The sequence below is a fragment of the Bradyrhizobium sp. Rc2d genome (genome assembly GCF_900099855.1).
Taxonomy (GTDB): domain Bacteria; phylum Pseudomonadota; class Alphaproteobacteria; order Rhizobiales; family Xanthobacteraceae; genus Bradyrhizobium.
In genome coordinates, this window is the sequence record NZ_FNCU01000001.1 from 607,292 (window position 1) to 619,440 (window position 12,149).

Annotated in this window: 11 protein-coding genes; 9 read left to right on the plus strand and 2 right to left on the minus strand. The window is 65.0% G+C overall.

The genetic code is table 11. From position 1 onward, the window contains the following. Positions 1-6: 6 nt before the first annotated feature. From BLV07_RS02795 to BLV07_RS02830, 8 genes are all read left to right on the plus strand, one after another. A complete protein-coding gene (locus BLV07_RS02795) occupies positions 7-1,227 on the plus strand; it encodes a response regulator transcription factor (protein WP_091879312.1) in 1,221 nt (406 codons plus the stop codon). Between the two features lie 29 nt (positions 1,228-1,256). Then, positions 1,257-1,895, plus strand: a complete 639-nt coding sequence (locus tag BLV07_RS02800) for a Vgb family protein (protein WP_091879315.1) — start codon at positions 1,257-1,259, stop codon at positions 1,893-1,895. 141 nt (positions 1,896-2,036) lie between these two features. Beyond that, positions 2,037-3,605: a DUF4403 family protein gene (locus tag BLV07_RS02805; RefSeq protein ID WP_091879318.1), complete on the plus strand. Its 1,569-nt coding sequence runs from the start codon at positions 2,037-2,039 to the stop codon at positions 3,603-3,605. 104 nt (positions 3,606-3,709) lie between these two features. Next, complete coding sequence (locus tag BLV07_RS02810) at positions 3,710-4,819, plus strand: ABC transporter ATP-binding protein (protein ID WP_091879321.1); 1,110 nt, start codon at positions 3,710-3,712, stop codon at positions 4,817-4,819. Positions 4,820-4,903: 84 nt separating this feature from the next. Beyond that, positions 4,904-5,962, plus strand: coding sequence for an ABC transporter substrate-binding protein (locus tag BLV07_RS02815; protein ID WP_091879324.1), 1,059 nt, complete (start codon positions 4,904-4,906; stop codon positions 5,960-5,962). A 284-nt stretch (positions 5,963-6,246) separates the two neighbouring features. Further along, positions 6,247-7,509 carry an ABC transporter permease gene (locus tag BLV07_RS02820; protein WP_091879327.1) on the plus strand — a complete coding sequence of 421 codons (1,263 nt, stop codon included), beginning with the start codon at positions 6,247-6,249 and terminating at the stop codon, positions 7,507-7,509. After that, on the plus strand, positions 7,506-8,336 hold the full coding sequence (locus BLV07_RS02825; RefSeq protein ID WP_176945305.1) for an ABC transporter permease: 831 nt from the start codon (positions 7,506-7,508) through the stop codon (positions 8,334-8,336). Before BLV07_RS02820 ends, BLV07_RS02825 begins: the two co-directional genes overlap by 4 nt. A gap of 228 nt (positions 8,337-8,564) precedes the next feature. Continuing rightward, a complete protein-coding gene (locus tag BLV07_RS02830) occupies positions 8,565-9,779 on the plus strand; it encodes an ABC transporter substrate-binding protein (RefSeq protein ID WP_091879330.1) in 1,215 nt (404 codons plus the stop codon). 130 nt (positions 9,780-9,909) lie between these two features. Here BLV07_RS02830 and BLV07_RS02835 read toward each other — a convergent pair whose 3' ends face one another. Beyond that, complete coding sequence (locus BLV07_RS02835) at positions 9,910-10,425, minus strand: PRC-barrel domain-containing protein (protein ID WP_091879333.1); 516 nt, start codon at positions 10,423-10,425, stop codon at positions 9,910-9,912. A 226-nt stretch (positions 10,426-10,651) separates the two neighbouring features. Further along, complete coding sequence (locus BLV07_RS02840; RefSeq protein ID WP_176945306.1) at positions 10,652-11,224, minus strand: hypothetical protein; 573 nt, start codon at positions 11,222-11,224, stop codon at positions 10,652-10,654. Between the two features lie 180 nt (positions 11,225-11,404). Here BLV07_RS02840 and BLV07_RS02845 point away from each other — a divergent pair, with 180 nt between their 5' ends. Continuing rightward, on the plus strand, positions 11,405-12,145 hold the full coding sequence (locus BLV07_RS02845; RefSeq protein WP_091879339.1) for a response regulator: 741 nt from the start codon (positions 11,405-11,407) through the stop codon (positions 12,143-12,145). The last annotated feature ends 4 nt before the right edge of the window (positions 12,146-12,149 follow it).

A 12,149-nucleotide genomic window follows, 5' to 3' on the forward strand; every position in this document is an offset into this window, starting at 1 on the left:
ATTTGCATGGAGTCGCTGATCACGGCCGCGGCGCGCGCGCTCGAAGCGGGCGATCCGCTCGGTGCACTGAACCGCGTCGCCTTACGCAACGACGCGCCGTCGCTGGCGCTGCGCGGCATCGCGATGGCGCAGCTCGGCGATCTCGCCAAGGCCAAGATGCTGCTGCGGAGCGCCGCACGTGCCTTCGGTCCGAGAGAGGCGGTGGCGCGCGCGAGGTGCATCGTGGCCGAGGCCGAGATCGCGCTCGTCTCGCGCGATCTGAATTGGCCGGTGAAGACGCTCGCGGCCGCGCGGGCGACACTCGCAAAGCATGGCGATCTCGGCAATGCCGCCCATGCCGGTCACATCGAGGCCCGCCGCCTTCTTCTGGTCGGGCGCCTCGACGAAGCCGAGCGCACGCTGGCGGCGCTCGGCGCATCACCACTGCCGCCTGCATCTCAGGTCGTCCGCGAACTCGTGCTCGCCGGCATCGCAATCCGGCGGCTCAGAACCAAAGATGCGCGGGCGGCGCTCGACCGCGCCGCCGACGCGGCGCGGTTAGCCGGGATTCCAGTGCTCACGGCCGAAGTCGAAAGTGCGAACCTCGTCCTCGACACGCCCGCGGCGCGCCTGATCGCACGCGGCAAGGAGCATCCGCTGTTGCTCGGCCAGGTCGAAGCGCTGGCGGCATCCCAGGCGCTCGTCGTGGACACATTCCATCACACCGTTCGCAAGGGAGGCATCGTCGTGTCGCTCGGGACCCGGCCGGTGCTGTTCGCGCTCGCCCGCCCCCTGGCACAGGCGTGGCCCGCGGACGTGTCCCGAGAGGCACTGATGAACGCGGCATTTCAGGCGAAGCACGCCGATGAATCGCATCGCGCCCGGCTGCGGGTCGAGATCGGCCGGCTCCGCGCCAAGCTCAAGCCTCTTGCCGACGTAAGCGCGACCAAGCAGGGCTTTGCGCTGACACCGCGCAAGACGCGACAGGTTCTTGTGCTGGCGCGGCCGGTCGAGGAGAAGCACGCCGCGGTGCTCGCCTTCCTCTCCGACGGCGAACCCTGGTCGAGCTCGGCGCTCGCGCTGGCGCTTGGAACGAGCGCGCGCACCGTGCAGCGCGCGCTCGAAGAGCTCGCGCGATCGCACAAGGTGCAGTCCTTCGGACACGGAAGGGCGCGGCGCTGGATGACCCCGCCCGTCCCGGGTTTCCCGACAGGCTTGTTACTCCCCACGCCGCTCCTGAAGACGTAAGGTGAGGTCACATCACAGGGATCGAGCACATGAAGCGTTCAGCCGCCGAGATCATCAGGGAGTATGGGCCTTTCGCGGGCGTCGAAGCCGTGCATGGCGTCACCTATGACGGCACGCATGTCTGGTTCGCATCCGGCGACAAGCTGAACGCGGTCGATCCGGCCGACGGCAAGATTGCGCGCTCCATCGATGTCGCTGCGCATGCGGGCACGGCGTTCGACGGCCGGCATCTGTTCCAGATCGCCGAGGATCGCATCCAGAAGGTCGACGCCGCCACCGGCAAGGTGCTCAGCACGATCCCTTCACCCGGCGGCGGTGGCGATTCCGGATTGGCCTGGGCCGAAGGCTCGCTCTGGGTCGGGCAATATCGCGAGCGCAAGATCCATCAGGTCGATCCCGAAACGGGAAAGGTCCTCCGCACCATCGAGAGCAAGCGCTTCGTCACCGGCGTGACCTGGGTCGATGGCGAGCTCTGGCATGGCACCTGGGAGAACGAGGAGAGCGACGTGCGGCGGATCGACCCAGATACGGGCAAGGTGCTCGAGCAGCTCGACCTGCCCGCCGGGACGATGGTTTCGGGTTTGGAGTCCGATGGCGGCGATCGCTTCTTCTGCGGCGGCGGTGGTCGCGGCAATGTGAGGGCGGTCCGTCGTCCCCGGCGCAGCTAGCCTCGCGATCACGGTTTGAATGCGCGGCAACGACGGGTTCGCATCCGTTAACCTGTTCGCCCCAATTCCACCCCATCCTTGCGCTCTAGCGCCCTTCTCGCCTGCCCTGTAGACTTCTGCCCCGGGCGGCCTGGGGGATTGATGGGACTGACGCTGAACCTGAAGACTATCCTGATCGCCGTCGTGGTGCTCGCGGCGTCGTTCTTCATCAGCCTGAAGGCGATGGACTTGCTGTCGCCGCAGCCGACCAATTCGGCGCCGCCGGTCGCGCAACTGCCGCCGCTGCCGCCGGCCTCGAAGAGCTCCATCGTGATCGCGCCGGTCGCGATCGCGCTGTCGGCGATCCGCGAGCAGGCCGAGAAGGCCTCGCCGCGCAATTTCGCAGGGAAGGCCGACAATCCGATCTCGCAGATCCTGGAGAACGCCGACATCGGCTGGTCCGCAACCCGCGGTCCGATGGCGGCAAACGGCGACAAGGACGTGCTGACGCTGTCGACGCCGCTCACCGGCAAGCTCAACGTGACGGGATCGCTGTCCTCGAAAGCCACAGGCGCCCTTGGCGACGCGCTCGGCAGCGTGCTCGGCGGTGACGCGGCGAAACGGATCGGCGCCGTCAACATCAAGAACCTGAACGCCAGCGCCGAGATCAAGGGCAACGTCGTCGTCACCTCTCGCCCGAAGCTCGCGGCCGCCTGGCATCTCGAGCCCAATCTCGGCGCGCAGGTCAATCTCGGCGACACCAACCTCTCGGTCGCAGGCGCCAAGGTCAACGTGCCGGCGCAGGTGAAGCCGCTGATCGACAAGAATGTCGGCGAGCAGATTAACGCGGTCTCCGAGCGCATCCGCAACGATCCTTCGCTGCGGGAGAACGCGAAAGCGCAATGGGCCAAGGCCTGCCGCTCGATCCCGCTGCAAGGCTCGAGTTCATCGGCCGCACTGCCGCCGCTCTGGCTCGAGATGAAGCCGGTGCGCGCGATCGCGGCACAGCCGCGCGTCGATGCGCAAGCGGTGACGCTGCTGCTCGGCCTCGAGGCCGAGACGCGCGTGACCTCGACGCCGACCAAGCCGGAGTGTCCGTTTCCCGACAAGATCTCGATCGTGCCGCCGACAGGCACCGGCGTGAACATCGGCGTGCCGATCGACGTGCCCTTCACAGAGATCAACAAGCTGATCGCGGCGCAGATGGTCGGCCATACCTATCCCGAGGACGGCTCCGGTCCGGTCGACGTCACCGTGAAGACCGTCAACGTAATCCCCTCGGGCGACCGCCTGCTGATCTCGCTGCTGGTGCGCGCCAAGGAGAAGAAGAGCTGGTTTGGCCTCGGCGCCGAGGCGACCGTGCACATCTGGGGCCGGCCGATGCTCGACCAGGCGGAGCAGACGCTGCGGCTCGCCGACATCCAGCTCGCGGTTGAGTCCGAGGCCGCGTTCGGCCTGTTAGGAGCCGCGGCGCGCGCCGTGGTGCCACAGATGCAGCAGGCCCTGCTGCAGAAGGCGACGCTCGACCTGAAGCCGATCGCCGCCAATGCCCGCGAAAAGATCGCCGCCGCGATCGCCGACTACCAGAAGAGCGAGGACGGCCTCAAGGTCGAAGCCAAGATCGACAGCCTGACGCTTGCCGACATCGCCTTCGATTCCAAGACCCTGCGCGTGGTGGCCGAAGCCGGCGGCTCGCTGAACGTCTATGTGACGAAGCTGTCGGGGATGTAGCTCGCCTTCGCTCATCGGGTCCGTGCGGCTTGGTCGCTTGCACCGCTGGCATTCTCGTCGGAGGATGCTAATCTCGGCACTGTAGGGGACAACGCGAGGACGACATGGAAGCCGGCATGGTCACGCCTGCGCCGGCACTGGTGCGCTTTTCCGGCATTCAGAAGACCTACGATGGCGAGCACCTCGTGGTGAAGAACCTCGACCTCGAAATCAGGAAGGGCGAGTTCATCACCCTGCTCGGCCCGTCTGGCTCGGGCAAGACGACCACGCTAATGATGCTCGCTGGCTTCGAGGTTCCCACTCATGGCGAGATCTACCTCGCTGGCCGGCCGATCAAGAACGTGCCGCCACACAGGCGCGACATCGGCATGGTGTTCCAGAACTATGCCTTGTTTCCGCACCTGACGATCGCGGAGAATATCGCCTTCCCGCTATCCGTTCGCAAAATCAACAAGGCGGAAGCGCAGGAGCGCGTGAGGGCGGCGTTGCGCATGATCAAGATGGAAACCCTGGCGCAGCGGCGGCCCGGGCAGCTGTCCGGCGGTCAGCAGCAGCGCGTCGCGCTGGCCCGCGCGCTGGTTTTCAACCCGCAGCTCGTTCTGATGGACGAGCCCTTGGGCGCCCTGGACAAGCGCCTGCGAGAGCAGATGCAACTGGAGATCAAGCAACTGCACCAGACGATGGGCATCACCGTCGTCTACGTCACCCACGATCAGAGCGAAGCGCTCACCATGTCGGACCGCATCGCGGTGTTCAACGACGGCATCGTGCAGCAGATCGACAAACCCGACGCGCTGTATGAGCATCCGGTGAACAGCTTCGTCGCCCACTTCATCGGCGAGAACAATGTGCTGGCCGGCACCGTCGAGACGGTCGACAAGGACTATTGCCGCGTCGCGCTGGCTGGTGGCGCTGCCGTGACCGCACGGGCGGTCAACGTATCAGGCGCCGGCGCGCCGACTTCCCTGTCGGTGCGGCCGGAGCGGATCGCCATTGTCCTGGATGGCATCTCCAGCGAGGGACCGAACCGCCTGCCGGCCAGGGTGCAGAACACCATCTATCTCGGCGACCACGCGCTTGCGGTGCTCGACGTCGCCGGCAACGGGGAGTTCATGGTCAAGCTTCAGCCGGGGGCATATGACAGCCTGAGACATGGCGACAGCGTGTTCATCACCTTCCGCCCCGAGGACTGCCTGGCCCTTGATCCCGTGTGATTCAATCCTGCAGCACGTCTTTGGCGCAAGTGGACCGGCATCGATCAACCTCAACGCAACGCAGATGAAGAAGGAACAAGGACCATGCTAAAGCGCAACATTGGCAAGATTGCTCTGGGTTTCGCCGCGGCGTTCACCGCCAGCGCTGCGCTGGTCACGGTTGCGCAGGCGCGTGACCTCACCGTCGTGTCGTGGGGCGGGGCGTATCAGGATGCCCAGAAGAAGGTCTATTTCGAGCCGTTCAAGAAGGCGGCCGGAATTCCGATGAACGACGAGTCCTGGGACGGCGGCGTCGGGGTGCTGCGCGCCAAGGTGCAGGGTGGCGCCGCAACCTGGGACGTCGTCCAGGTCGAGAGCGACGAACTCGCGGTCGGCTGCGAGGAAGGCCTGTTCGAGAAGATGGACTATTCCAAGATCGGCGGCGAGGCCGCCTATATCCCGCCGTCAGTCAATCCCTGCGGTGTCGGCGCCATCCTCTACGATTTCGTTCTCGGCTACGACAAGGACAAGCTGAAACAGGCCCCGGGCGGCTGGGCCGACTTCTTCGACACCAAGAAGATTCCGGGCAAGCGCGGCCTGCGTCAGGGCCCGAAGACCACGCTGGAGATCGCTCTCATGGCCGACGGCGTCGCACCGAAGGACGTCTACAAGGTGCTGGCGACCGACGAGGGCATCGATCGCGCCTTCAAGAAGTTGGACACCATCAAGGGCGACATCGTCTGGTGGAAGGCCGGCGCCCAGCCGCCGCAATTGCTCGCTTCCGGCGAGGTGGCGATGACCTCGGTCTACAACGGCCGCATCGACACCGCGAACAAGAACGAGAAGAAGAATTTTGGCATGGTGTGGGACGGAGCGCTGTTCACCCTCGACAGTTGGGTCATCCTGAAGGGGAGCCCGAACAAGGACGCGGCCTACAAGTTCCTGGACTTCGCCGGCAAGGCGGAGAATCAGTCCAGGCTGTCGGAGAACATTGCTTATGGCACCTCGAACAAGGACGCAGCCGCTCGGCTGCAGCCCGCCGTTCTGAAGGAACTGCCGACGGCGCCTGATAACATCAAGAACGCGGTCGAGATCAACGTTGGCTTCTGGCTCGAGAACATCGACCGCCTGACCGAGCGCTTCAACAAATGGGCAGCAAAATAGCGCGTGACCGGAACCGACATACGGGAGCAGGTAGAGGGTGCGTCGCGGGCAACGCGCCCGTGATGCATCCTTCGAGACGCCCGCCTACGGCGGGCCCTCAGGATGAGGACGGAGTGTGCGGCAGCGGTGTCACAGCAGGCGCCAATGTCGATGAGCCTCATCCTGAGGAGACCGCGAAGCGGTCGTCTCGAAGGACGAGGCGCTTGCTCAGGCCGATCGACAAGGCCACATGCGATTGCCCGGCCTGAAGTGGCGAAGGATGTGCAGTCAAAGAGGCTCGCAGCATGACAGCAACACCCGCGATCGGCGCAGATGCCCAGACCGAGGTGCCCCTCAAGCGCCGATTGAAGCGTGCCGAGCGGGCGCGCCAGGTCAAGGCATTGGCGCTGGTGCTGCCGCTTCTCGTCTTCCTGCTTTTCACCTTCGCAGGCCCGATCGCCGGGATGCTGTGGCGCTCGGTCGATGACAGGGAGGTGCGTCAGGTTCTGCCCCAAACCGTCGCTGCTCTCGCGAGCTGGGACGGCAAGGACCTGCCGGACGAAAAGGCCTTTGCTGCGCTGGCAAGCGACATCCTGGCGGCGCGCGCCTCCGGCACCATGGCCATTGCGGCCAAGCGGCTGAACTACGCACTGAACGGCTTCCGCACCATCCTGACCAGCACGGCACGCAATCTGAAGGCGGTGCCGGAGCGAGGGACGGCTAAGGAGACGCTGGGCAAGATCAATCCGGCCTGGCGCGAACGCGGCACCTGGACGACGATCAAGGACGCCAGTGGCCCATTGACCGGCTTCTACCTGCTGGCGGCGCTCGACCTCACCCGGAACATGGACGGCGCGATCGTCGCGGCCCCGCCGGATCAGGCCATTTACCGCAACGTATTCACCCGCACCTTCATCATCAGCCTCAGCGTCACGGCACTCTGCCTGATCCTCGGCTTCCCGGTCGCCTATCTGCTGGCGACGCTGCCGCCCGGCCGGTCGAACCTGCTGATGATCTTCGTCCTGCTACCGTTCTGGACGTCGCTTCTGGTCCGCACCTGCGCCTGGATCGTGCTGTTGCAGAGCAAGGGCGTCGTGAACGACAGCCTGCACTGGCTTGGCATCATCGACGAGCCGTTGCGCCTGATCTACAACCGCTTCGGTGTCTGCGTGGCGATGACACACGTTCTCCTGCCGTTCATGATCCTGCCGCTCTACAGCAGCATGAAGGCGATCTCGCCTGCTTACATGCGTGCCGCCGCCTCGCTCGGTGCGCCGCCAGTCACCGCCTTCCTGCGCATCTACCTGCCTCAAACGCTACCCGGTATCGGTGCCGGAAGCCTGCTCGTCTTCATCCTGGCGCTCGGCTACTACATCACACCGGCACTCGTCGGCGGCGCCGCCGATCAAATGATCAGCTACTTCATCGCGCTCTACACGACCGAGACGGCCAATTGGGGCCTCGCCTCGGCGTTGGGTGCGGTGCTGCTGCTCGCCACTCTTCTGCTCGCTCTCCTCTACGGAAAGCTGGTGCAGGGGCAGCAGGTCACGGGAGGAATGAAGAATTGAGCGATGATCCCTCCCTCCGCACGCCGAGCCAACGTATCGCATGGACCGCGACCATCGTCGTCTCCACGCTGGTGTTCATCTTCCTGATCGCGCCAATCCTGGCGATCATGCCGCTGTCCTTCAGCTCGGGCTCATACCTGACCTATCCGCTGCCCGGCCTCTCCTTGCGCTGGTACGACGATTTCATCAATTCGCCGCGCTGGATGAATTCGCTGAAGAACAGCATCATCATAGGCGTCGCCTCGACCCTGCTGTCCATGGTGCTCGGCACATTGGCCGCGCTGGGACTGGCGCAGTGGAAGAGCCGGTTCAAACCGCTCGTGCTGGCCTTCGTGCTGTCGCCGGTCGTCGTGCCCGGCGTCATCACCGCGGTCGGTCTCTATTTCTTCTTCGCCCCGATCGGACTGACCGGCAGCTATCTCGGCTTGATCCTGGCCCACACCGCGCTGGCGACGCCCTTTGTGGTGATCACGGTCGGCGCGACGCTGCAAAGCTTCGACACCAATCTGGCGCGCGCCGCCGCCTCACTCGGCGCCTCGCCGCTCTACGCGTTCCGCCGCGTGATTCTGCCACTGATCCTGCCCGGCCTCGCGTCGGGTGCGCTGTTCGCCTTCGCGACCAGCTTCGATGAGGTGGTGATCGTGCTGTTCATGGCAGGTCCCGAGCAGCGCACCCTGCCGCGCGAGATGTTCGCCGGCATCCGCGAGAACATCAGCCCGACGATCACGGCCGCGGCGGTGATGCTGACGACGGTATCGATCATCCTCCTCGCGACCATGGAAGGCTTGCGCCGACGGAACGAGCGGCTCAAGGGCCGTGGCGGCTAGGCGACGTTCGTCTTCCTTTTCCCGCGAGCGTCGCTGCCCTCTCCCGCAAGGGGAGAGGGCACAGCAATGCGCCATCGTGACGTTGCGATATTCCTCCTCCCGGGAACACCACCCGCCCTTTCTTTTTTGCATTCTGCTATGGCGCGGATCGCTTAGCTGCGCCTGCAGATAGCCGTTAAAACTCCTCCCGCAACAAAGCCCAAACAACAACACACAGGGAAAAACAACATGCAAAAACTCAGTGTCGCGATCGCAGCTGGCCTCGCTCTGGCCGCAACATCCGGCGCCGCGCAGGCGCAGATTTCCGACGACATCGTCAAAATCGGCGTGCTCACGGACATGTCGAGCCTCTATGCGGACGCGACCGGCAAGGGGTCGCTCGCCGCCGTCGAGATGGCGGTCGCCGACTACGGCGGCAAGGTCGCGGGCAAGCCGGTCGCGGTCGTCGCCGCCGATCACCAGAACAAGCCCGATGTCGGCGTCAACATCGCCCGCAACTGGTACGACAACGACAAAGTCGACGCGATCTTCGACGTTCCGACCTCCTCGGTGGCGCTGCCGGTCTCGGCGCTGACGCGCGAGAAGAACAGGATCAACATCAATTCCGGCGGAGGCTCGTCCGACATCACCGGCACCGCGTGCTCGCCCAACACGGTGCACTGGACCTACGACACCTATGCGCTGTCGAACGTCGCCGGCAAGGCGATGGTCAAGCGCGGCGAGGACAGCTGGTTCTTCGTCACGGCCGACTACGCTTTCGGCATGGCGCTCCAGCGCGACGCCGCCAACGTGGTCAAGGAGAGCGGCGGCAAGGTGCTCGGCGAGGTCCGCCATCCGCTCAACTCATCGGACTTCTCCTCCTTCCTGCTCCAGGCCCAGGCCTCCAAGGCCAAGGTGGTCGCGCTGGCGAATGCCGGCGGCGACACCACCAATGCCTTGAAGCAGGCTTCCGAGTTCGGCCTGACCCAGGGCGGCCAGAAGATGATCGCGCTGCTGCAGGAGATCACCGACACGCATTCGCTCGGCATCAAGGCGACGCAAGGCCTGATCGTCACCGACGCCTTCTACTGGGACATGAACGAGGAGACGCGGGCCTTTTCGAAGCGCTTCAACGAGAAGGTCGGGCATATGCCGACCATGATCCAGGCCGGCCTTTATTCGGCGACCCTGCACTATCTGAAGGCGATCGACGCCATCAAGACCGACGAGGCGCCGAAGGTAATGGAACAGATGCGCAAGACACCGATCAACGACTTCTTCGCCAGGAACGGCAAGATCCGCATCGACGGCCGCATGGTCCACGACATGTATCTGTTCGAGGTCAAGAAACCCGAGGAATCCAAGGGCGAGTGGGACCTCTACAAGCTGATCGCCACCGTGCCCGGCGACGAGGCGTTCCGTCCGCTCGACAAGGGCGGCTGCCCGATGGTGACGGGGCATTGAACTGCGCTCGTCGTCACTGCGAGCTACGCAATTTTGTCGCGAGCTCCTCGCAATGACGGGGACGAAAAGACACGACAGCGCGCCCAGTGAAAACCGGGCGCGCTTCGTCTAGGCAGTTACGCGAGCCGCATTACTCCGAATACTTGAACTCGGGCATGCCCTTCAGCTCGTCCTTGCTGGCGTTGAACACGGCATGATCCGGATACCATTTCGACGCGGACGAGGTCGTCGCGGTCTTGTCGGTTCCGGTCGCTGCGCCAGTCGTCGTGGTCGAGGCCGGCCGGCCGGGTGGGCTGGTGGCCGGGGCGCTGTAGGCGATGGCCTCGTTGGTGAACTTCAGCTTCTCGTAGGGCACCGCGACCAGATGCTCGCCCATGCCGAGGAAGCCGCCGACGCCGATCACGGCGATCTTGATGTTACCGTTCTTGTCCATCAAGAGGTCGTTGATCGAGCCGATGTTCTCGTTGGCCTCGTTATAGACCTTGACGCCCGACATTTTCGACACGCGCCACTGGTCGGACGCGCTCGTCGTCGTGGCGGTAGCCGCGGTCGGCGCCTTGTCGGTGGTGGCGGTCGGCGCTTGCGCGAACGCCACGGTCGCAAGCAGTGCTGTGCCGGCGAGGCCGGCAACAATCGTCTTCATCATGTTGTCCTCTCCTTCAGAAACCTCGTGCGGAGAAAACAGCGCTGATCACGCGCGGTTCCGTGCGCGCGGCAATTTCGTCGCGCAATGCGCGAGCCGAAAATCACGGCAAGGCACGTTCCTGCGTCACCCAGGAACATGTTGCGGCGCACGGTTCCCCGCCGACGATCATGCGCCCTGGGTGAAGCATGATCGCGGCGGGGAACGCGCCGACCCAGCGTCGCCCAGGTCAGCTCTTGTAGTCGATCAGCAGCGCGGAGAAGCTCGAGCCGCTCGACGCGCTGCCATTGGCACCGTAGGACGACGCCGACGATTGCGATTGCTGCAGCGCCTGGAGGAATTGCTGGAGGATTTCCGCGGTCGTTGCGTCAGCCGACGTGCTGTTGGTCGAATCCGTGGTCGTCGACGAATCCGAATTAGCATCATCCGGCGGCGGGCCGGGCGGTGGTCCGCCTGCCCCACCGGGGCCGCCTGCCCCGCCGGGGCCATTGGCGAAGGCGGACTGAAACACGCTCTTCAGCTCCTCGGCCTGATCCGAGGTCAGCGTCCCGTTCGACACCTCGTTCGAGATGAGGTCGTCGATCTTCGACTGCATCTCGTCCTTGGAGGGACGCGTGCCGCTCGATTGGTCGCTCGACCGGCTCTGCTGGAGTGCGGTGTCGATGTCGGTCAGCGCGGTCGAGAGCGCAGACTGGTCTGACGACGAGATCGTGCCGGCGGAGACTTGCGATTGCAATTCCTGCTGCAGCCGCTGCAGCGGCGACTGGTAGCTGCCGGCGGAGGCCGCCGAAATCGAGGTCATGATGGCTCCGTGGATCTTGCGGGGTTTCGTGGCGAACGGCACCACGGTATGGTTAACGGCCTTAACGAGATCTTGCCGCTCCACTGCCCGGTCATGTCCCGGCATTGCGACGGGGCCGCTGGAAACACTCTGAAACAAAAATCTTCGCCATTTGGCCCGAATCTTGGACAAACAAAGCGCATGGCCATTCCCAATCCCAACATCCTGGTCGTCGAGGACGACCGCGAAACCCGGACGTTGATTGCGAAGTACCTGCGCAACAACGCCTGCAACGTCACCGCCGTGAGCGACGGCCGCGAGATGTCGCGCGCCATGGCCGACCATCGCGTCGACCTGATCATCCTCGACGTCATGCTGCCGGGCGAGGACGGCCTCAGCCTGTGCCGCAAGGTGCGCGCGGAGGCGCAGACGCCGATCATCATGCTGACCGCGCGTGGCGAGGACGTCGACCGCATCGTCGGCCTCGAGATGGGCGCGGACGACTATCTGCCGAAACCGTTCAACCCGCGCGAGCTGCTCGCCCGCATCAACGCGGTGCTGCGCCGCCAGGCCGCAGCGCAGGCGGCGAGCACGATCGAAGGCGCCTCCACGCTCGCCTTCGAGGGCTGGCGTATCGACCTGCGCCTGCGCGAATTGCGCAATCCGGAAGGCGCGCGCGTCGCGGTCACCAGCGCCGAATTCGATCTGCTCAGGACGTTCTGCGAGCGGCCCGGCCGCGTGCTGTCGCGCGACAGCCTGCTCGACCTCACGCAGGGACGCAACACCGGCTCGTTCGAGCGCTCCATCGACGTGCTGGTCAGCCGCATCCGCCGCAAGATCGAGCCCAATCCGGCCGATCCCACCATCATCAAGACGGTGCGCTCCGGCGGCTATCTGTTCACGCCGAGGACGGAAGCGGTGACCGCGCCCCTGAGCAGCTGAAGGG